The organism is Magnetospirillum sp. ME-1 (assembly GCF_002105535.1).
GTDB lineage: Bacteria > Pseudomonadota > Alphaproteobacteria > Rhodospirillales > Magnetospirillaceae > Phaeospirillum.
The window spans coordinates 4,340,997-4,361,251 of the sequence record NZ_CP015848.1 but is presented as its reverse complement, the minus strand read 5'-3'; the positions used below and the strand labels follow the sequence as shown (position 1 = coordinate 4,361,251).

The following is a 20,255-nucleotide window of genomic DNA, read 5'->3' as shown; positions in this document are numbered from 1 at the left end:
AGATGGTTCGCCGTGAAGATTTCAGGGGGCGGTCATGACCTACAAGGACATCCTGGTTCACGTCGATGACACTCCGCGCGCCCGCGTACGCCTGGATCTGGCGGCCGGCATCGCCGCCCGCTTCCAGTCCCACCTGATCGCTCTCAATATCCGGGATCAGGCCTTGCTGCCCTCCCATGTCACCGCCCAGTTCGGCGGCGACCTCAACCAGATCGGCGCCGCCCGCGACGCCGAGGCGGCCAAGCAGGTCGAGGCCATGGTGGCGGCCTGCGAGACCGGGCCGGGGGTGACGCGCGAATGGCGCGACGTCAGCGGCCCCATGGCCGAAACCCTGGCTCTGCACGCCCGCTACGCCGATCTGGCGGTGATCGGCCAGGCCGAGCCCCAGTCCGATGCGCCGCGTCTGGCCGATGAACTGATCATGGCGGTGGGCCGTCCGGTGCTGGTGGTGCCCTTCGCCGGCCGCTTCCCCACCTTAGGCCGCCGGGTGATGGTGGCCTGGAACGGCGGGCGCGAGGCGACCCGCGCCGTCCACGATGCCATGCCCCTGCTGGCGGGCGCCCAGACGGTTCACGTCATCGCCATCAATCCCGGCCACGGCATGGCGGGGCACGGCGACATTCCCGGCGCCGACATCTGCCTGCACCTGTCGCGCCACGGGGTCAACGCGGTGTGCGAGCACGTGGCCTCCGACGACCTCAACGTGGGCGAGATGCTGCTGTCGCGCGCCGCCGACGAGGACGTGGACCTGCTGGTCATGGGCGGCTACGGCCGTTCGCGCCTGCGCGAGATGGTGCTGGGCGGCGCCACCCGCCACATGCTGGATTCCATGACCGTGCCGGTGCTGTTCAGCCACTGAGGCGCGGCGACATGCGGGGCTTTGCCCCGACCCCATCGGGAGGCATGCCTCCCGAACCCTCCTTTTGTTTCATGAAATAATGGAATGGGGTTTGGGGCCATCGGCCCCGTGCAGCCCCGCAGGGGCAAACGACGCACCCGGGGGTGCGGTCCCAGAGGGACGAGCGAAGCGAGCAAGCGGGTATGGGCGGAAGCCCATATCTTATCCCTTGGGATCCAGCGCCTTCTGCAGCCCGTCGCCCAGCAGGTTGAAACCCAGCACGGTGGCGAAGATGGCGGCGCCCGGCCAGAAGGCCAGCAGCGGCGCGCTCCACACCACGTCCATGGCCCCGGTCAGCATGTTGCCCCACGACGCCAGGGGCGGGCGGATGCCGAGCCCCAGGAAGGACAGCGCGCTTTCGATCAGGATGATGTTGCCCACCGACAGCGTGGTGGCCACCACGATGGGCGAGGCGACGTTGGGCAGGATGTGGCGCAGCATGATGCGCATGGGCCGGGCGCCCATGGCCTCGGCGGCGCGCACATAGTCGCGGGTACGCACCGAAAGGGTGGCGGCGCGCACCAGGCGGGCCACCCCGGTCCAGGCGATGCAGGCGATGATCACCGCCGGGCGCAGCACGGCGAACACCTCGGACCCGGTCAAGCCGGGCGGCACCCCCAGCTTGGCGGGATCGGCGGCGGCCATGACGATCAGCAAAGGCAGCAGCGGCAGCGACATCACCCCGTCGGTGAGGCGCATCAGCGCGGAATCGGCCCAGCCGCCATGATATCCGGCCAGCAGCCCGATGATGGTGCCGATCAGCGCCGCCATCAGGGCGGTGAGCGCGGCGACGCCCAGCGAGACCAGACCACCCTGGGCGAGGCGCGCCGCGATGTCGCGGCCCAGATCGTCGGTGCCCAGCAGATGGGCCGCGGACGGCGGATCGAAACGGCTGGCCAGATCCATGGCTTCGGGGGCGGGCAGGGCCCAGGGCGCGGCCAATACGGCGGCCAGCAACAGCACTAAGATGGCGGCGCCCGTCCTCATGACCGGCCGATCCGGGGATCGAGGCGCTGATAGGCCATGTCGGCCAGCACCGAGCCGGCCAGCGTCATGGCGGTGGCCAGCAGCAATCCCGACAGGGCCAGATTGAAGTCGTTGCCCATCACCGCCTCGTAGATCAGGCGGCCCATGCCGGGCCAGGCGAAGACCGTCTCGGTGATCAGCGCGCCCGAGAACAGGCCGCCGAATTCCAGCGCCACGATGGTGGTGATGGGCAGCAGGGCATTGCGCAACTGGTGGCCCAGCACCACGCGGGCGGGACCACAGCCCTTGGCCCGCGCCGTGCGGATGTAGTCGGCGCCGGCTTCCGAGATCATGGCGGCCCGCATGTGCCGTGCCGCCTGGCCGATACCGGCCAGGGCCAGGGCGGAGACCGGCAGAACCATGTGGCGCAGCCTGTCGGCCAGCCCGCCGCCGCCCACCGTCTCGACGCCGCCAGCCGGCAGCCAGCCCAGCGACACGGCGAACACCACGATCAGCATCAGGCCCAGCCAGAACACCGGCACCGACACCGAGGCGAAGGCCAGCAGGTTGACCAGCCGGTCGAGCGGGCTTCCCGGTCGGAGCGAGGCGAGGATGCCCAGCGGAATGGCCACCGACAGCGACAGCGCCATGGCCGACAGCATCAGCAGCGCGCTGTTGCCCAGCGCCGGGGCCATGGATTCGGCCACTGGGCGGGCGTAAAGGCGGGAATAGCCCAACTCGCCCTGGAGCACCTGTCCCAGCCAGCGCAGCCAGCGCTCGGTCCATGGCCGGTCGAGGCCGTAAAGCGCTTTCAGCCGGAGCGCGTCCTCGGAGCTCATGCGCGGGTCGCCGGCGATCATCAGGTCGATGGGATCGCCGGGCATCAGGCCCATCAGGCCATAGACCACGAAGGACATCACCAGCAGGACCAGGGCCGACTGGATCAGGCGGGCCATGGCCTTGCCAGTCATGGCTTGCCCCTCCCAAGCTGTGTCATAGCATCGGCCGACAATCTTGACCTGTCATCCCGACGACCCTCGGGAGGAGGGATCTCGTCCTGGCATGGCTTTTCAAGACCGGGATCGCCAGTCCAGGCGGAGATCCCTCGCATACGCTCGGGATGACAGTTTAGGGCACGCCGGTTTACTCCCACCGCCACTGCTCCGCCCAATAGGGGGAGGGGTCCTGATGGCCGGTGGGCCGCACCCCCTTCAAGGCCTTGGGCAGGATGAAGGAATCCGACTTGAAGAACAGCGGCAGCGCCGGCAGGTTGGCGGCGTAAAGGGCCTGGATGTCGCGCCACAGGGCCTTGCGTTTGTCCTTGTCCAGTTCCCCCTCGACCGCGTCGATCAGCCTGTCCATTTCCGGGTTGGCGTAGCCGGTGTAGTTCTGGCCCGACCAGTTGTTGGCCGTGCTGGGCACCATGGTGGAGTGCAGCGTCGAGCGCGGCACGTTCTCGGGCGCCGAGTACCAGGCGAACAGCGCCATGTGGGGGAACTTGCGCCGGGTCACCGTCTCGCCGAACATCACGCGCGGCGGCTCGGTCTTCAGCTTGAGCTCGACGCCGATCTTCTTCCATTGGGCCTGCATCACCTGGGCCACCAGCTCGCGCGAGCGGTTGCCGGCGGTGGTGACCAGTTCCAGCGACATCCGCTCGCCTTTGGTGTTGACCCGGATGCCCCCCGGTCCGACCATCCAGCCGGCCTCGTCCAGCAACTGGTTGGCGCGCACCGGATCGAAGGCGGCCTTGGGCAGGTCGGCGGCGTAGACCCAGTCCAGCGGCGGCACCAGGGATTGGGCGACGATCTGGCGGCCCTCGAACAGCTGGCGCGAGATGGTCTCGCGGTCAAGCCCCAGCAGCAGGGCGCGGCGCACCTTTGGCTCGGACAAAAGGGGCGAGGACAGGTTGAGGTCCAGGTGCTCGTAGCTCAGGCTGGGTCTGGTGATCACCTCGAAGCGGGCGCCGTGGCGCTTCTCGAAGGCCAGGGCCTGCTCCAGCGGCAGGCCCAGCTCACCGGCGATCATGTCGATGCCGCCCGCCAGCAGGTTGGCCTCCAGCGAGGCGGTGTTCTCGATGGCCTTGACCACGATGCGCTTGAACGCCGGCTTGGTCCCGCCCCAATGGGCGTTGGGCTCCAGCACCACATGGCTGCCCTGGACCACCGCGCTGATGCGGTAGGGACCGTTGTAAAGGCCGGGATTGGTGGAATCCTGGTCGTAGGCGGTGCGGTTGCGGTACTCGGCGGGCGCGGCCTCGAACCGCTTTTTCTCCACATGGGCGGGCAGCAGGCGCAGGTCGTTGATGGCGTTGTAGTCGAAGGTCAGCTTGTCCACGTAGAGCGTGAAGGTCCGCTTGTCCTTGGCCTCGATTCGGGTGATGCGGCGGAACAGCTCGGCCGCCGCCACGCCCGACTGGGGATGGCGTCCCACCTGCCAGCTGAAGACCACGTCGTCGGTGGTCACCGGCGTGCCGTCGGCCCATTTGGCGTCGGCGCGCAGCGTATAGGTGGCGGCGATGCCCTTTCTGCCGCCCTCCAGGCTCTCCACCTTGGCCAGCCCGTTCTCGATGGTCGGAAGCTGTTCGCACAAAAGGCAGGTCAGCTGCCACGCGGCGTCATAGGCGGTGATCGGCCGGTGGGCGAAGGCCAGGACATAGGTCTTGGCCAGCATGGATTCGATGGACGGGTTCAGCGTCGCGGGAAACTGGGTGATGCCGATGGCCAACTCGTCCTTGGCCAAAGCCGGGGCGGCGAGCAGGGTCGAGACGAGCAGGGGGGCGAGGCGCTTGAACATCTCCCTAGAATCAAAGCCCCGCCCCCGGCTGTCAAGCCGGGGGCGGGGCTTCGCGCAAATGATCGCTTACTGGGTCGGGGCCTGGATCAGTCCCTGGCGCATCGGGCAACCGGCGGGCAGTTTGCTCACGTCGATCTTGCCATCGGCGCCGATGGCCTGCGCCATCATGCCGCGGCCATAGCCGGGGCCGCCGCCCCACATGCCGTAGCCCGGGCCGCGGCCGGGGACGAAGGTGCCGTCCTTCTGGGCCTTCAGCATCTGCTCATGACGCCAGCCGGGACCCCAGGTTTGCGGCGTGGGGGTCGGGTCGGCGGCTTGGGCCGCGCACGAGGCGACAAAACCGACGAGGGCGAGAGCCGCGAGGGTCTTGAGGATGGTCTTCATGATTGCCTCCTGTCACTCATTCCCGCTCATGGGTGTATTAGATCATGCGAAGGTAACGGGCGGATGTCCGGCGGACGGGCAGGGGGTAACAGAGTGTAACGCTTGCCTCCGTCCCCGCTTCGGGCATGATGGAAGGGTTCAATTCCAGGGGGCGGACATGGGCGACGAAACCGGCGGCAATCAGGGTCCGATGCAGTGGAAGTTCTTCCGGGCGGGGGGCTTCGATCAGGTGCGGCTCGATACCGGCCGGGCGCTGATGAGCCTGGGTTCGCTGGACCAGAAGCTGTGGGCGGCGCTGTCCTGCCCGACGCGCGGCATCGAGCTGGACCAGCGCACGCTGGACATCATCGATTCCGATCATGACGGCCGCATCCGCGCCGGCGAGGTCATCGCCGCCGTCGAGTGGGCCGGCAACCTGTTGAAGCAGCCCGATCTGCTGTTGAAGCGCGAGGATGCGCTGCCCCTGGCCGAGATCGACGATGCCAAGCCCGAGGGCCGCGCCGTGCTGGCGGCGGCCCGGCGCATCCTGGCCAAGAGCGGCAAGCCCGATTCCGACACCATCACCCTGGCCGAGGTGGCCGGGGTGCAGGAGGTGTTCGCCGCCAACGACTTCAACGGCGACGGCATCGTTCCGGCGGAAATCGTCGACGACCCGGCGCTTCGCTCGGTGATCGAGGACATCATCGCCTGCCTGGGCGGCGAGACCGATCGCGGCGGCCTGCCCGGGGTCAATCTGGACAAGGTGAAGGAATTCTTCGAGGCGGCCGAGGCCCATGCCAAATGGGCGGCCAAGGCCGACCAGGACCCGGCCCTCAACCCGGTGGCCGGCGAATCCGAGCATGCCGCCGAGGCGGTGACGGCGGTGGCGGCCAAGCTGGACGACTGGTTCACCCGCTGCGCGCTGGCCGCCTTCGACACCCGCGCCGCCGGGCCGCTCAACCGCTCGGAGGAGGATTGGGCGGGGCTGGCCGGGCAAATGCTGTCACCGGATTCGGCGGCGCTGGCCGAATTCCCCCTGGCGGGCGTGGCCGCCGGCGCCGACCTGCCGCTGGGGGCGGGGCTCAATCCGGCCTGGGGCGCGGCCATCGCCCGCTTCAAGGCCGAGGCGGTGGTGCCGCTGCTGGGTGAGCGCGACAGCCTGTCGGCCGAGGATTGGGCCGCGATCAAGGCGCGGTTCGCGGCGCGGGCCGCCTGGGCCAAGGAGATGCCGGAAGGACCCGTGGGGGCGCTTGGCACCGAGCGGATCAGGACCATCCTCGGCCAGGACGCCCAGGCCGCCATCGAATCCCTGATCGCCCAGGACCTGGCGCTGGAGGCCGAGGCCAAGGCCATCGATTCGGTGGACAAGCTGCTGCGTTGCTGCCGTGACCTGGCGGTGCTGCTCAACAACTTCGTCGCCTTCCGCGACTTCTACACCCGAAAGCACAAGGCGGTGTTCCAGGCCGGCACCCTGTTCATCGACGGGCGGTCCTGCGATCTGTGCGTCCGGGTGGAGGAGCCCGGCAAGCACGCGGTGATCGCCACGCTGAGCCGCATCTATCTGGTCTATTGCGAATGCCGGCGCAGGGGCGTGGACGACGGCGAGAAGATGTACATCGCCGCCGCCGTCACCGATGGCGATTCCGACCAGCTGATGGTCGGGCGCAACGGCGTGTTCTACGACCGCAAGGGCGGCGACTGGGACGCCACCATCGTCCATATCGTCGACCACCCCATTTCCATCCGCCAATCGTTCTGGGCGCCCTACAAGAAGGTGGGCAAGATCATCGCCCAGACGGTGGAGAAGATGGCCGCCGCCCGGGCCAAGGCCGCCGACGAGCAGGCCGCCGCCCTGGCGGTGACGCCGAAGATTCCGCTGCCGGGCGCCAAGCCGGCTCCGGCTCCGGCCCCGGCTCCTGCCGCTCCGGCTCCGGCGCCGGCCGCCGCCCCGGCGGCGGCGCCCGCCCCCTTCGATGCCGGACGCTTCGCCGGCATCTTCGCCGCCCTGGGGCTGGCGGTGGGCGCCATCGGCACGGCGCTGGCCTCGGTGGTGACCGGGTTCCTCTCCCTGCCGTGGTGGCAGATTCCGCTGGCCCTGCTGGGCGCGGTGCTGGCGGTGTCGGGGCCCAGCATGATCATCGCCTCGTTCAAGCTGCACCAGCGGCACCTGGGGCCGATTCTCGACGCCAACGGCTGGGCGGTGAACACCCATGCCCGCATCAACATTCCGTTCGGCACGGCGCTGACCCATCTGGCCAAGCTGCCCGACGGCGCCCAGCGCTCGCTCAAGGACCCCTATGCCCAGAAGGAGCCGCCGTGGCGTTCGGTGGTCGTCGCGGGCGTGGTGCTGGCGGCGCTGGCTCTGGCCTGGAAGCTGGGCTGGATCGCCAAGTTGGTGGCGATGGTGCACAAGTAGGAAGGTGGAGTGCGGGCGCCCCGCCCGCGCTTTCGCTTACTCCGCCACGCCGTCCTTGAGGCGCTCGATCTTGGCGCCACAGGCGGCCAGCTTTTCCTCGACCCGTTCGTAGCCGCGGTCCAGATGGTAGACGCGGTTGACGATGGTCTCGCCCTCGGCGGCCAGCGCGGCCAGCACCAGCGACACCGAGGCGCGCAGATCGGTGGCCATCACCTGGGCGCCCGACAGCTTGGGCGCGCCGCGCACGATGGCCGACGAGCCGTGGACGTTGATGCGTGCGCCCATGCGGGTCATCTCGGGAACGTGCATGAAGCGGTTCTCGAAGATGGTCTCGGTGATCATGGAGGCGCCCTTGGCCGTGGACATCAGCGCCATCAACTGGGCCTGCATGTCGGTGGGAAAGCCGGGATAGGGCTCGGTCATGATGTCGACGCCGGTGATCTCGCCCTGGTCGGCGCGTACCCGCATGCCGCGCGGTGTCTCCTCCACCTGGACGCCGCACTCGGTCAGCACCTTGTTGACGGATTCCATCAGGTCGAAGCGGGCGCCCACCAGCTCGATGTCGCCCCGGGTGATGGCGGCGGCCACGGCGTAGGTGCCGGTCTCGATGCGATCGGGGACCACCGAGTATTCGGCGCCGTGCAGGCGTTCCACGCCCTGGACCTTCAACGTACCGGTGCCGATGCCCTCGATCTTGGCGCCCATGGCCAGCAGGCATTCGGCCAGGTCGGTGATCTCGGGCTCGCGCGCCGCGTTGGCGATGACGGTTTCGCCCTCGGCCAGGGTGGCGGCCATCAGGATGTTCTCGGTACCGCCCACGGTGACCTGCGGGAAGATGATGTGGGCGCCCTTGAGGCGGCCCTGGACGGAAGCCACGATATAGCCGCCGTCCAGCTCGATTCGGGCGCCCATCTGCTCCAGGGCCTTCAGGTGCAGGTCCACCGGCCGGGTGCCGATGGCGCAGCCGCCGGGCAAGCTGACGCGGGCCTCGCCGCAGCGGGCCAGCAGCGGGCCCAGCACCAGGACGGAAGCGCGCATCTTGCGCACCAGATCGTAGGGCGCGGTGGTGTTGCCGATGGAGGCGGCGGTCAGCTCGAGGACGCGTCCGGTATGGCCGCCGTTGGTGGCGTTGCCGTTCAGCGCCATCATCACCCCGTGCTGGGCCAGCAGATTGGCCATGGTGGTGATGTCCACCAGATGGGGCAGGTTGGACAGCGCCAGGGTTTCCTCGGTCAGCAGGCAGGCGGGCATCAGCGCCAGCGCGGCGTTCTTGGCGCCGCCGATGGTGATGGTGCCCTTGAGCGGCGTCCCGCCGATGATGCGGATCCTGTCCATGCTTGGTCCTTAGAAGAGCGCGAGGGGGAATCGGAAGGCCCCCTTTAGCGCCCCCCCTTGCCAAGGTCAAGGTCCGCGACTAAAACCGCTCCCATGATTCTGACACCCATCGACCATACCGGCTTCGCCGGGCTGAAGAGCGAGTTCGAGGCGGCGCTGGCCGAGGACCCGCTGGCGCTCGCCGTGTTCCGCCGCATCACCGCCCTGGTGCCCGAGGACGATCTGCTCACCCTGTCCACCGAGCCTGAGCATCGGAAGGGGGCGGTGGAGCTTTGCCGCCGCTTCGGCTTCAAGATTCTGGAGATGAGTCCCCAGGAGCATTTCACCTGGGATGGCGAAGGCGTGGCGGTTCACCTGGAGCCCAGCGTGCTGATCCACGAAGTGGGGCATTACCAGCTGTCCTCGCCCGAGCGGCGCAAGGTGCTGGATTTCGGCCTGGGCGCCGGACCCGAGACCGGGCGCAAGGCCGAGGCCGACGCGGTGCAGTCCCTGTTCCTGCCTGAGCGCGACGTGGAGGAGGGGCTGTGCTCGCTGCTCGGCATCCTGTGGGAGGCCGAACTGGGCCAGCCGGCGGTGCTGGCCTTCCTCGAGCAGAACTGGCTGGAAGGCGGCTCCAACCTCCAGAATGTCGGCCATTTCCGCAAGGTGGTGCGCTGGCTGCACGAAATGGGGCTGATCGACGATGCCGGCGCTCCCACCATGGGCCTGCGCCAGGAAGGCGACGACACCTTCTTCGCGCGCTGGTATGCCGATTGTTGAGCATCGGCGTCGACCGTTCACTGAGTTGATGCATCTCCGATACAATCCGTAACTATTCCAAAAGAATGGGCTTGGCTATAGTCCATGCGGAATTTAGGGATTTGTGGGGGGTGGCGTGAGCACGCGGTCCAAGCGACCCAGGATACGGCTGCGTGTCGGCATCGCCGCCATGTTTCTCGGCATCATGCTGCCCCTGACGGCGCTGATGACCACGGTGCTGTATCGCCAGAATTCGCACCTGGCCGCCGATCTCGCCCAGAATGCCATGGACGGCGCATCCCGCGACGTGGTTTCCGGGGTGCGCAACCTGCTGGTTCCCATGGCCCGCGTCGTCGATCTGTCCACCGCTTTCGGCAAGGCGGAGGGCGAGAAGCTGCGCCGGGTCGAGACCCTGCGGCCGCTGATCGACACGCTGGAGGCCTTTCCCGACCTCTACGCCCTGTTTTTCGGCTTTGCCAAGGACGGCGCCTTCTACGAGGTGATCCGCCTGCCGCCGCCCGGCGGCAAGGGGCTGCTGGGCCGCAAGCCGCCGCCGGACGCCAAATTCGCGCTGCGCATCATCGACACGGTGGAGGGCGAGGCCACCGACAGCTGGATCTACATCACCCGCTGGGGCAACGTGGTCGGCGTCGAGCGCGCGCCCAAGGTCACCTATGACCCCCGGACGCGGCCCTGGTACACGGCGGCCATGGAGACCCAGGGTGTGGCCACCTCCGGAATCCACGTGTTCAGCAGTATCGGCAAGCCCGGCCTGACCCTGTCCCAGCGGCTGGTGACCGACGATGGGGCGCCGATCGGGGTGTTCGCCGCCGATCTGCTGACCGAGACCCTGTCGCGTTTCCTGGCCGAGCGGGCGGTGGGCGCCAAGGGGCGGACCTTCATCCTGGACGAGGACGACCGCCTGCTGGGCTATCACGACGCCGAGCAATCCCTTGTCCAAGGGGGCAATGGGCTGGAAATCGCCAAGGTCGATCAGATCGCCGACCGGGTGGTGGCCGACGCCGCCCGGTTGCGCAAGGATCTGGGCAACCGCTTCCGGGCGGAACTGGGGCCCGAGCGCGATACCTATCTGGTGTCGTTCAGCCCGTTTCCCGACGATTTCGGCAAGCACTGGACCATCGGCGTGGTGGCCGAGGAGGGCGAGTTCATCGCGCCCCTTCGCCGCGCCAGCGTCATCATCCTGATCATCGGCACGGCCTTCCTGGTGCTGGCCGGGGCGGGGGTGGCCTGGGCGTCGCGCCTGCTGACCCGGCCCATCGAGACGCTGATCGGCGAGGTCCGCCACATCGAGGCCCTGGACTTCTCCAGCGATGCGGCCGTCCGCTCGTCGGTGATCGAGGTCCACGCCCTGGCGGCGGCCATCGAGCGGATGAAGGCCGCCATGCGCAGCTTCGCCGCCTATGTGCCCAAGGATCTGGTGCGGACCATCATGGCCTCGGCCGGAATTCCCACCATCGACGGCGAGCGCCGGCCGCTGACCATCCTGTTCACCGATCTCCAGGGGTTCACCCAGACCTCGGAATTCATGGCGCCCGAGGATGTGGCCCATCGCCTGTCCATCTATTTCGAGATGATGTCGGGGGCGATCATCGCCAGCCGGGGGACCATCGACAAGTTCATCGGTGACGCCATCATGGCGTTCTGGAACGCCCCCAGCCTGGACGAGGACCACGTGGCCAACGCCTGCCGCGCCATCCTCGCCTGCCGCGTCCTGTCCGAGGACCTGAACCGCGATCTGGTGGCCAACCGTTTCCCGCCCATGCCCACCCGCTTCGGCCTGCATACGGGCGTGGCGGTGGTGGGCAACGTGGGCAGCAACGACCGCATGCAGTACACGGTGCTGGGCGCCGAGGTGAACCTGGCGTCGCGCATCGAGGGCCTGAACAAGATGTTCGGCACGTCCATGCTGGTGACCGGCGCGGTGGAAAAGCAGGTGCGTGACCGCTTCCTGTTCCGCCCCCTGGGCGTGGTGGCCCCCGCCGGCGTCACCTTGCCGGTGCCCCTGTTCGAACTGGTGGCGGCGCTGGACGACGGAGGCGCTCTGGCCGCCACCGGGGAGCAGATGTCGGCCGTCGCCCACTGGAACCAGGCCATGAAGCTGTTCTTTGCCCGTGACTGGTCCGCCGCGTCCCAGGCGTTCCGCGACTATCTGGCCGGCCGCGGCGAGGACGGCCCCGCCCGCTTCTTCCTGGACCTTGCCGAGCGCTACGCCGCCGCCCCGCCCGACGAGGCCTGGGACGGCGTGCTGCATTTCGAGGGGAAATAAGCATGCGGCCGTTCGGCGCCATCCTCGCCCTGGTTCTGCTGGCGGCCCTGCCGGTCCGGGCCGCAGAGGGGGACAAACCCGCCCCGCCGCGCGAGATCTTCCTGGCCCATACCCAGGCGCAGAAATCCTCGGCCAATCCCACCGCCGCCATGGCCGCCGAGTTCAAGCGGCAGGTGGAACGGCTGACCGAGGGACGGGTCAAGGTCGGCATCTTTCCCGCCGGGCAACTGGGCGGCAACCGCGAACTCGCCCGGCTGATCGGCGATAACGTGGTGCAGACCGGCTTCGTCACCATCGGCGGCGTGGTCCCCGTCTATCCGCCGCTGGCCGTGACCCAGATTCCCTTTGCTTTCGCGTCGCAGGAGGCGGCCCAGGCGGCCTTCGACGGCCCGTTCGGCCGCCTTCTGGGCGAGGGGATCGAGCGGCGGACCGGCATGATGGTGCTGGGCTATGGCGATAGCGGCGGCATGACGGCGCTCACCAACGCAAGGCGGCCGATCCACCGGCCCGAGGACATGCACGGCCTGAAGTTCCGCGTCATTCCCGGCTTCAAGTCCCAGGACACCATGATCCGCAGCCTGGGCGCCGTGCCGGTGGCCATCTCCTCGCGCGAGGAATTGTCGGCCCTGGCGGCGGGGGTGGCCGACGGGCAGATGAATACGCCGCTGGCCATCCTGGCCGGGCGCTTCGACGAAGTGCAGAAATACGCCACCCTGACCGAGCATCTGTATGCACCGCCGCTGTGGCTGTTCAACCGCAAGGCCTTCGACGCCCTGGCGCCCGACGAGCAGCAGGCGGTGCGCCGGGCGGCCGACGCCGCCCTGGCGGCGGGCCGTACCCTGGCGCGCGACATCGAAGGGTCGGAACGCGGAATCTCCGCCCTTTACCGCCGCATGGCGGTCACCCGCCTGTCGGCCGAGGAGCGTGACGCCTTCCGCCGGGTGGTGCAGCCGGCAATCATCGCCGAGGTCCAGGCGGATCTGGACGATGAGGGGCGCGCCCTCATGGACGCGTTCCTCAAGGCCGCCGGCAAGTAGAGCACCGCGCGTTAAATAAGAAACTTCACTTTGCGTCATGGCCGGGCTTGACCCGGCCATCCACGCGGAGCGGTTCAGTACGGTGCCAGGTGGAGTCACGTGGATGCCCGGAACAAGTCCGGGCATGACGAGAGTGGAAGCGGTGCAGATTTGTGGCTTGAAGGTTTAGTCCCGGTCCCTATCCCTTCCGCCTGATCTCGTAGGCCTGCAGATGGGCCAGCGCGGTGCGCAGATGCGGAGCGGCAAGTCCGGCCGCCCGGGCGCGGCGCGCCATGTCGCCGACGATGTGCTCGCCCTCGGTGGGCCCGCCGGCCTCCAGGTCGCGCATCATGGACGCCGTCATGGCCGAGCCCTTCTGGGTGAGGAAGCCCAGGGCCAGGTCGCGGGCCTCGGGGCGCGGCCCATGCCCGGCGTGGGACGCCACGGCGGCGCATTCCTCGAACATTTCCCGCGTGATGGCCTCGCCCTCCTCGGTCGCCATGATGGTGCCGACGCTGGCCCGCATCAGGCAGGTCATGCCGGCCAGCGGAGCCAGCAGCACATATTTCTCCCAGGCCTCCTGCATGATCTCGGGCGAATGGCGGGTCTCGCACCTGGCGGGGGCGAAGGCCCGGGCCAGCGCCTCGGTCCGGGCCGAGGTACCGCCCGAGCGCTCGCCGAAGGTGATGCGGTGGATGGCGTTCATGTGCAGGATCTGCCCCTCGGCGCCCAAGGTGGAGAAGATGTGGCACAGCCCGCCGATCACGCGGCCCGCCCCGAAGGCCGCATCCAGCGGGCCGTAATGGGCCAGCCCGTTGAGGATCGGCACCACGGTGGAGTCCGCTCCCACCGCCGGCGCGATGGCCTTGATGGACTCCTCCAGGTCATAGGCCTTGCACGACAGCAGCACCACGTCCCAGTGGCCCGACAGGGTATCGGCGGTCACCGTGTTGACCTTCAACTTGGCGTCGCCGTGCGGACTTTCGATGGAGAGGCCGCGCTCGGCCAGAAGCTGGGCGCGCTTGGGTCGCACCAGAAAGGTCACGTCGGCCCCGGCCTCGGCCAGCCGTCCCCCGAAATACCCCCCCGTCGCCCCCGCGCCCAGAATCAAGATCCGCATCATCCGCCTCCGGTATTACCAGTGGCGTCGAGGCTAGCGGAGACGGACGGCGGGCGGCAAGGGGAAAGGCTGCGAATGCATTCAGGGTAAGGTCGGTGGGCTTGTACGGGTTATTGGGCAGTGGGGAAAAGTTCTATTCCATTGAGCAATATTTAGAACTATTACGTCCCGTAGGTATGGGGATTCCCATCCCTTATTGTGAGGTCCAAAAAACCCGCAGCCATGCTTTAGTTTTGTCGCCAAGTGGTTGGCGATTGGCTCATTGAGAGATGATATTCCGAGGAGGACCATATAGAATATAGGTTTGTCATCGATGGTTTTTTGAAGTTTTGTGTATATGAAGGAGTCTTTTATTTTTGGTGCTAAATTTTTTGATATGAGATTTCCGGAGTGAAATTCATCTATAACTTTTTTACATCCAGCGTGTCTGATTTCATCTGAGAGGGCTGTTGATGTTTCTGGGTCTTTTATCTCAACAAACCAATAGTATTTGTCCCATTCGACGATAAAGTCTACAGCTGCCATACAGTGGCTGAGGCCGTAGGTCTTCTCCTTTCTTCTGTTATCATCAAATTCTAGGACATTCAGTGCATCAGAGAAATCAATTTTGACGTCCTTTTCAAATACGGCTCTCCCCATGTCATAATCCCCCTAGGCTTCTTCTTATGCCTTCATCATAAATTCTGATGTACTCATCAGCAATTAGATTTGGGCTAATCTGCTCGTATGAATCGGATGGATGAGAAAAAATGCCGTCCTCGTCAGGCTTTCGATGGAGTGAGAAGAAGCGTATGGGAACGCTTTTCATGGCATGAAACTCAATCTCCTTCAGGAAGGCATAGCTGTGCGTAGCGACAAATACCTGAATCCCTATTCTTGCAAGTTCGGTCAAGATACCGGCCACGTGCTGCATCATAGATGGATTGAGGTTGGCCTCGGGTTCATCCCAATAGAGCGTTGAGCCGCTTAGAAGGGAGCCATTTTGAATGAGCTTCCAAATTAAAGCGAGTTTTCGCGTTCCCTCTGCGACTAGGGTCATCTCAAGGTCGCCGGAACTATTTGTTAAGAAAAAGTCCTCATCTTTTGTCGTTACTCTTCCATCGACAATTTTCCTGATAAATTCAAGTAATTTCTTTCTGTCCTCAATTGCGGGGCCTTTTAGCGATGGCAGATACGCAAGGTCAATTATATCGTAATATACCTCTTCGTGAGGAAGGTCGTATCTGTTGTAGATGGATCTATACTGTGGTGCTTGGGATAAAAGTTCCTTGACAGGAATATAAACCGGTTGGCCGAATTTACCTAACCCGCCAGTAGATTGAAGTGGCTTTGCGCTATTGCTGAATTTTAATGAAATATGCTTATTGTTTGAAGTTGCCTTAATCTGCGCGATTGATTTTCCAGCACGCCTGTGGACTAGTCGTCCTAGGCTCCCCTTGTATGGCCTGAATACAGCTACAAATTTCTTTGATATACTTGTCTTTGTATCGCTATCCTTGTGTGTGCAGTACTGCATGCAGTACAGCATTTTTAGAATGTGAGTTTTTCCTGTTCCATTTCCGCCCACAAATACGTTTATTCCAGGGACGAATGTGAAACTTGTGTCAACAAAGGCGGTGAAATTCTCGATTCGGAGTGTCGAGAACATGCTGTCCCCCATAAACGCATTGCCGTCTGGCACTCTGCCGTGTTGGCTAAGTTAAATATAGCACCTAAAGGGATGTTCGGCATCTTGGTTGTTTTGTAGGTTTTCTATTTACCCGTGTATTGGGGCGCGCCTTATGGTTGGTTCAAGGTAGCTTGGTGAGATTATGGGGTTTCGCATCAACGAAAAAGCCCCTCCCGTTTCCGGAAGGGGCCTTCTCAATCACGCTCCCCCGATGAAATCAAAGGGGGGCCGGGGCATCGCCCCGGATGGGTGCGGGCGATAGCCCGTCATCCGTCTCATCCATTACCCGGGCGAGGGGAAGAGCCCTTCACTCACCGTCCTGCGACTTTGGTGAAAGGCCCTTCGCCCTTGGCTCAGGGTGACAGTGCGGTCCTACTCCGCCGCCTCCTTGCCGCCCGCAGGCGGCGGGGTGACGTCGGGCAGGCCGGCGAAGCGGCGCAGCATGGCGAAGCGGCGGCGCAGCTGGCTTTCGGCGCTGTCCACCAGCTGGCGGTACCGCTCGGGGTCGGCGCGTTCCACCATCTGGAAGCGGGCCTCGCCCTTCATGAAGTCGTACAGCTTGCCGTTGGGCTCCTTGCTGTCCAGCGTCAGCGGGCTTTCGCCGGTGCCCATCTTGCGCGGATCCCAGCGGTAGAGCGGCCAGTAGCCGGCCTCCACCGCCATCTTCTGCTGGTCCAGGCCGTGGGCCAGGTCGTAGCCGTGGGCGATGCAGTGGGAATAGGCGACGATCAGCGAGACGCCGGGATAGCTGACGGCGTCCTGGAAGGCGCGCATGGTCTGCACGTCCTTGGAGCCGAAGGCCACGTTGGCGACGTAGACGTCCTCGTAGGCCATGGCCATCATGCCCAGATCCTTCTTGGGCAGGGTCTTGCCGGCGATGGCGAACTTGGCCGAGGCGCCGATGGGGGTGGCCTTGGATTGCTGGCCGCCGGTGTTGGAATAGACCTCGGTGTCCATGACCAGGATGTTGACGTTCTTGCCCGAGGCGAAGACGTGGTCCAGGCCGCCGTAGCCGATGTCGTAGGCCCAGCCGTCGCCGCCGACGATCCACACCACCTTCTCGACCAGATAATCGGCCACCTGCTCCAGCTGGCGGGCCTCGGCCGACTTCAGGCCGGAGAGGACCTTGCGCAGATCGAGGATGCGGCTGCGCTGGACGGCGATTTCCACCTCGCTGCCCTGGGGGGCGTGGGCGATCTCGTTGGCCAGCTTCTCCGGCACCTGGCCGGTGGCGGTCAGCGCGGCCAGCAGCAGCTTGGCCTGGTTCTTGTGCTGGTCCACCGCCAGACGGAAGCCGAAGCCGAACTCGGCGTTGTCCTCGAACAGCGAGTTGGCCCAGGCCGGGCCGCGGCCCTCGGCATTCTGGGTGTAGGGCGTGGTGGGCAGGTTGCCGCCATAGATGGACGAGCAGCCGGTGGCGTTGGCGATCATCAGGCGGTCGCCCCACAGCTGGGTCATCAGCTTGATGTAAGGAGTCTCGCCGCAGCCCAGGCAGGCGCCGGAGAACTCGAACAGCGGCTGGAGCAGCTGGGCGGTCTTCACCGTGGGGGTGCCCAGCTTCTCCTTATTCACTTCCGGCAGATCGACGAAGAACGCCCAGTTCTTCTTCTCGGCCTCGAGGATGGAATCCTTGGCCTCCATGCGCAGCGCCAGGCGGTTGGGGTCCTTCTTGTCCTTGCCGGGACAGACCTTGACGCACAGCGTGCAGCCGGTGCAGTCCTCGGGCGCCACCTGGATGATGTAGGCGTCACCCTTGAACTCGTTGCCGCGGTAATCCATGCGCTTGAAGCCGGCGGGCGCGGCTTCCATGTCGGCCGGGCTGGCGACCTTGGCGCGGATGGCGGCATGGGGGCAGACCAGGGCGCACTTGTTGCACTGGATGCAGGGGCCCTCGTCCCAGACCGGGATTTCGGCGGCGATGTTGCGGCGCTCGAAGCGCGCCGTGCCCGTGGGCCACACGCCGTCGACGGGGAAGGCGGAGACGGGCAGCTTGTCGCCGTGATTGGCCAGCATCAGGGCCGAGACGCGCTTGACGAAGTCGGGCGAGTCCTCGGGCACGATGGGGGGCAGCGAGCGGTTGGAGGTGGCTTCGGCCGGGATGCTCACCTCGTGCATGTGGTGCAGCGTCTCGTCCACCGCCTCGAAGTTCTTGGCCACCAGCTTTTCCGACTTGCGGCCGTAGGTCTTCTCGATGGCCTTCTTGATGTGACCGATGGCCTCGTCCCGGGGCAGCACGCCGGAGAGAGCGAAGAAGCAGGTCTGCATGATGGTGTTGATGCGGTTGCCCATGCCGGTGGCCAGCGCCACCTTGCGGGCATCGATCACATGCACCTTGATCTGCTTGTCGATGATTTCCTGCTGCACCTCGCGCGGCAGGTGGGTCCACACCTCGTCGGCGGGATAGGGCGAGTTCAAGAGGAACGTGGCGCCCTTGGCGGCGTAGCGCAGCACCTCGTACTTGTCGAGGAAGACGAAGTGGTGGCAGGCCACGAAATCGGCGTCGCCGGAATCCAGCAGATAGGCGGACTGGATGGGCTCGGGGCTGAAACGCAGGTGCGAGATGGTGATGGCGCCCGACTTCTTCGAGTCATAGACGAAATAGCCCTGACCCTGGAAGCCGGCGTTCTCGGCGATGATCTTGATGGAGTTCTTGTTGGCGCCCACCGTGCCGTCGGCGCCCAGGCCGAAGAACACCGCGCTCTTCACCTTGGGCTGGTCCAGCTTGAACGAGGCATCGGGCTCCAGCGACAGATGGGTGACGTCGTCGGTGATGCCCACGGTGAAGCGGCGCTTGGGGCTCGGCCGCGCCAGTTCGTCGAACACCGCCTTGGCCATGCCGGGGGTGAACTCCTTGGAGGCCAGGCCATAGCGGCCGCCGATCACCACCGGGTCGGCGGCGGTGGCGCGCATTCCCATGGCCTTGGCCTCGGCCAGGGCGGCCAGGATGTCGAGGTACAGCGGCTCGCCGATGGCGCCCGGCTCCTTGCAGCGGTCCAGCACGGCGATGGCGCGCACGCTGGTGGGCAGGGCCGAGACGAAGGCGTCGATGGAGAAGGGGCGGAACAGGCGGACCTTCAGCACGCCCACCTTCTCGCCCTTGGCGGCCAGCGCGGTGACGGTCTCGTGCACGGTCTCGGCGCCCGAGCCCATGATGATGACCACGCGCTCGGCCTGGGGATGGCCGTAATAGTCGAACAGCTTGTAGGCGCGGCCCGTCAGCTTGGCGTAACGGTCCATCTCCTGCTGGACGATGCCGGGGCAGGCCTCGTACCAGGGATTGCGGGCCTCCTGCATCTGGAAGAAGGTGTCGGGGTTCTGCGCCGTGCCGCGCAGGGTGGGGTGGTCGGGGGACAGCGCCCGGGCGCGGTGCGCCGCGATGGCGTCGGCGTCCAGCAGGGCCAGCAGGTCCTCGTCGTTCAGCTCCTCGATCTTGGTCACCTCGTGCGAGGTGCGGAAGCCGTCGAAGAAGTGCAGGAACGGCACCCGGGCCTTCAAGGTCGCGGAATGGGCGATGGCCGCCATGTCGTGGGCTTCCTGGCCCGAACCCGAGGCCAGCAGGCCGAAGCCGGTCTGGCGGCAGGCCATGACGTCGGAATGGTCGCCGAAGATGGACAGGCCGTGGGTGGCCACGGTGCGCGCCGTGACGTGCATGCAGAAGCTCGTCAGCTCGCCGGCGATCTTGTACATGTTGGGGATCATCAGCAGCAGGCCCTGGCTGGCCGTGAAGGTGGTGGCCAGCGAGCCCGCCTGCAGCGCGCCGTGCACCGCGCCGGCGGCGCCGCCCTCGTGCTGCATCTCGGCCACGTCCGGGACCACGCCCCAGATGTTCTTCTTGCCTTCCGAGGCCCACTGGTCGGCCAGCTCGCCCATGGTGGAAGACGGCGTGATCGGATAGATCGCCGCCACCTCGCTGACCCGGTAAGCCACCGAGGCGCACGCCTCGTTGCCGTCGACCGTGATCAAAGCCCTGTCTGCCATGTCTTTCCCACTCTCTAAGTTCATTTGCCCGTTTTGGGCCTTGGAAAACGGGCGCAAATCACCGCCGCGCCCCGTTTCCGAAAGGCTCGGAAGAATAGACGGCGGCCTCACGGGTCCGCAAGTCCCTTACGAATCGCCGCTCAAAAAAGTAATAAAGTTGTTCGGCTGGGAGCCCGTCTATGCAGACTTGCCCCGGGGGCTTTCGGCGTCGGGCCACGGGTGCTAGAAGGTGAACGACGGATTAGTTGCTCAGAGGGTTCCATGTCCGGGATAACGCAGCCGCCCTGGCATATTTTGACCGATACGGATCTGGTGGCGGCGCTGATGGACGTCATTCCCCACCCTATCTTCTTCAAGGATCGCGAGGGGCGCTATCTCGGCTGCAACAGCCATTTCTGCCAGATGCTGGGCTACGGCCATGACGAGGTGGTGGGCAAGACCGTCTTCGAGATCGCGCCGTCCAACCTTGCCCAGGTCTATCACGAGGCGGACATCAAGCTGATGGAGGCGGGCGGCACCCAGTGCTACGCCTCCTCGGTGAAGTACGGCGACGGGCTGACCCGGCGCGGCGTGTTCTTCAAATCGGTCTTTCACGATAAGGACGGCATGCCCGCCGGCCTGGTCGGCATGTTCTACCCCATGGAGTTCATGCTTCACGTGATCGACATGTAGGCCG

15 protein-coding genes are annotated in these 20,255 nt (G+C 65.9%); 6 read left to right on the top strand and 9 right to left on the bottom strand.

Going from position 1 to position 20,255, the window contains the following annotated elements; translation table 11 throughout:
- Window positions 1-34: 34 nt before the first annotated feature.
- Complete coding sequence (locus WV31_RS20400) at window positions 35-859, top strand: universal stress protein (RefSeq protein WP_085375249.1); 825 nt, start codon at window positions 35-37, stop codon at window positions 857-859.
- Window positions 860-1,060: 201 nt separating this feature from the next.
- Here the strand turns inward: WV31_RS20400 and WV31_RS20395 are convergent, their stop codons facing one another.
- The 4 genes from WV31_RS20395 to WV31_RS20380 all read right to left on the bottom strand — a co-directional run bounded on the left by WV31_RS20395 (window position 1,061) and on the right by WV31_RS20380 (window position 5,041).
- Complete coding sequence (locus WV31_RS20395; protein ID WP_085375248.1) at window positions 1,061-1,885, bottom strand: ABC transporter permease; 825 nt, start codon at window positions 1,883-1,885, stop codon at window positions 1,061-1,063.
- Window positions 1,882-2,835: an ABC transporter permease gene (locus WV31_RS20390; RefSeq protein WP_085375247.1), complete on the bottom strand. Its 954-nt coding sequence runs from the start codon at window positions 2,833-2,835 to the stop codon at window positions 1,882-1,884. Before WV31_RS20390 ends, WV31_RS20395 begins: the two co-directional genes overlap by 4 nt.
- A gap of 172 nt (window positions 2,836-3,007) precedes the next feature.
- Window positions 3,008-4,657 carry a peptide ABC transporter substrate-binding protein gene (locus tag WV31_RS20385; protein ID WP_085375246.1) on the bottom strand — a complete coding sequence of 550 codons (1,650 nt, stop codon included), beginning with the start codon at window positions 4,655-4,657 and terminating at the stop codon, window positions 3,008-3,010.
- A gap of 66 nt (window positions 4,658-4,723) precedes the next feature.
- Window positions 4,724-5,041 carry a hypothetical protein gene (locus WV31_RS20380; protein ID WP_085375245.1) on the bottom strand — a complete coding sequence of 106 codons (318 nt, stop codon included), beginning with the start codon at window positions 5,039-5,041 and terminating at the stop codon, window positions 4,724-4,726.
- Window positions 5,042-5,198: 157 nt separating this feature from the next.
- Between WV31_RS20380 and WV31_RS20375 the strand changes: the two genes are divergently transcribed.
- Window positions 5,199-7,436 carry a hypothetical protein gene (locus WV31_RS20375; RefSeq protein ID WP_085375244.1) on the top strand — a complete coding sequence of 746 codons (2,238 nt, stop codon included), beginning with the start codon at window positions 5,199-5,201 and terminating at the stop codon, window positions 7,434-7,436.
- A 36-nt stretch (window positions 7,437-7,472) separates the two neighbouring features.
- Here the strand turns inward: WV31_RS20375 and murA are convergent, their stop codons facing one another.
- Window positions 7,473-8,771: a UDP-N-acetylglucosamine 1-carboxyvinyltransferase gene (gene murA / locus WV31_RS20370; protein WP_085375243.1), complete on the bottom strand. Its 1,299-nt coding sequence runs from the start codon at window positions 8,769-8,771 to the stop codon at window positions 7,473-7,475.
- 93 nt (window positions 8,772-8,864) lie between these two features.
- Here murA and WV31_RS20365 point away from each other — a divergent pair, with 93 nt between their 5' ends.
- The 3 genes from WV31_RS20365 (at window position 8,865) to dctP (ending at window position 12,833) form a co-directional block, all read left to right on the top strand.
- Window positions 8,865-9,530 (top strand): hypothetical protein, encoded by a 666-nt coding sequence (locus WV31_RS20365; RefSeq protein WP_085375242.1) that lies wholly within the window; start codon window positions 8,865-8,867, stop codon window positions 9,528-9,530.
- A gap of 115 nt (window positions 9,531-9,645) precedes the next feature.
- Window positions 9,646-11,796: a cache domain-containing protein gene (locus WV31_RS20360; protein ID WP_145980931.1), complete on the top strand. Its 2,151-nt coding sequence runs from the start codon at window positions 9,646-9,648 to the stop codon at window positions 11,794-11,796.
- Window positions 11,797-11,798: 2 nt separating this feature from the next.
- Window positions 11,799-12,833 carry a TRAP transporter substrate-binding protein DctP gene (gene dctP / locus WV31_RS20355; RefSeq protein ID WP_085375240.1) on the top strand — a complete coding sequence of 345 codons (1,035 nt, stop codon included), beginning with the start codon at window positions 11,799-11,801 and terminating at the stop codon, window positions 12,831-12,833.
- Window positions 12,834-13,011: 178 nt separating this feature from the next.
- Here dctP and panE read toward each other — a convergent pair whose 3' ends face one another.
- From panE to nifJ, 4 genes are all read right to left on the bottom strand, one after another.
- Window positions 13,012-13,932 (bottom strand): 2-dehydropantoate 2-reductase, encoded by a 921-nt coding sequence (gene panE / locus WV31_RS20350; protein WP_085375712.1) that lies wholly within the window; start codon window positions 13,930-13,932, stop codon window positions 13,012-13,014.
- Window positions 13,933-14,013: 81 nt separating this feature from the next.
- Complete coding sequence (locus tag WV31_RS21840; protein ID WP_145980930.1) at window positions 14,014-14,571, bottom strand: hypothetical protein; 558 nt, start codon at window positions 14,569-14,571, stop codon at window positions 14,014-14,016.
- 1 nt (window position 14,572) lies between these two features.
- Window positions 14,573-15,580 (bottom strand): AAA family ATPase, encoded by a 1,008-nt coding sequence (locus WV31_RS20345; protein WP_085375711.1) that lies wholly within the window; start codon window positions 15,578-15,580, stop codon window positions 14,573-14,575.
- 393 nt (window positions 15,581-15,973) lie between these two features.
- A complete protein-coding gene (gene nifJ, locus WV31_RS20340; protein WP_145980929.1) occupies window positions 15,974-19,579 on the bottom strand; it encodes a pyruvate:ferredoxin (flavodoxin) oxidoreductase in 3,606 nt (1,201 codons plus the stop codon).
- Between the two features lie 261 nt (window positions 19,580-19,840).
- Between nifJ and WV31_RS20335 the strand changes: the two genes are divergently transcribed.
- Window positions 19,841-20,251 carry a PAS domain-containing protein gene (locus tag WV31_RS20335; protein ID WP_085375238.1) on the top strand — a complete coding sequence of 137 codons (411 nt, stop codon included), beginning with the start codon at window positions 19,841-19,843 and terminating at the stop codon, window positions 20,249-20,251.
- Window positions 20,252-20,255: the final 4 nt, after the last annotated feature.

What these genes read in the sequence shown, in the direction of transcription:
- WV31_RS20400 (WP_085375249.1), top strand. Translation starts at nt 35, where the DNA reads ATGACCTACAAGGACATCCTGGTTCACGTCGATGACACTCCGCGCGCC.
- WV31_RS20395 (WP_085375248.1), bottom strand. Translation starts at nt 1,885, where the DNA reads ATGAGGACGGGCGCCGCCATCTTAGTGCTGTTGCTGGCCGCCGTATTG.
- WV31_RS20390 (WP_085375247.1), bottom strand. Translation starts at nt 2,835, where the DNA reads ATGACTGGCAAGGCCATGGCCCGCCTGATCCAGTCGGCCCTGGTCCTG.
- WV31_RS20385 (WP_085375246.1), bottom strand. Translation starts at nt 4,657, where the DNA reads ATGTTCAAGCGCCTCGCCCCCCTGCTCGTCTCGACCCTGCTCGCCGCC.
- WV31_RS20380 (WP_085375245.1), bottom strand. Translation starts at nt 5,041, where the DNA reads ATGAAGACCATCCTCAAGACCCTCGCGGCTCTCGCCCTCGTCGGTTTT.
- WV31_RS20375 (WP_085375244.1), top strand. Translation starts at nt 5,199, where the DNA reads ATGGGCGACGAAACCGGCGGCAATCAGGGTCCGATGCAGTGGAAGTTC.
- murA (WP_085375243.1), bottom strand. Translation starts at nt 8,771, where the DNA reads ATGGACAGGATCCGCATCATCGGCGGGACGCCGCTCAAGGGCACCATC.
- WV31_RS20365 (WP_085375242.1), top strand. Translation starts at nt 8,865, where the DNA reads ATGATTCTGACACCCATCGACCATACCGGCTTCGCCGGGCTGAAGAGC.
- dctP (WP_085375240.1), top strand. Translation starts at nt 11,799, where the DNA reads ATGCGGCCGTTCGGCGCCATCCTCGCCCTGGTTCTGCTGGCGGCCCTG.
- panE (WP_085375712.1), bottom strand. Translation starts at nt 13,932, where the DNA reads ATGCGGATCTTGATTCTGGGCGCGGGGGCGACGGGGGGGTATTTCGGG.
- WV31_RS21840 (WP_145980930.1), bottom strand. Translation starts at nt 14,571, where the DNA reads ATGGGGAGAGCCGTATTTGAAAAGGACGTCAAAATTGATTTCTCTGAT.
- WV31_RS20345 (WP_085375711.1), bottom strand. Translation starts at nt 15,580, where the DNA reads ATGTTCTCGACACTCCGAATCGAGAATTTCACCGCCTTTGTTGACACA.
- nifJ (WP_145980929.1), bottom strand. Translation starts at nt 19,579, where the DNA reads ATGGCAGACAGGGCTTTGATCACGGTCGACGGCAACGAGGCGTGCGCC.
- WV31_RS20335 (WP_085375238.1), top strand. Translation starts at nt 19,841, where the DNA reads ATGTCCGGGATAACGCAGCCGCCCTGGCATATTTTGACCGATACGGAT.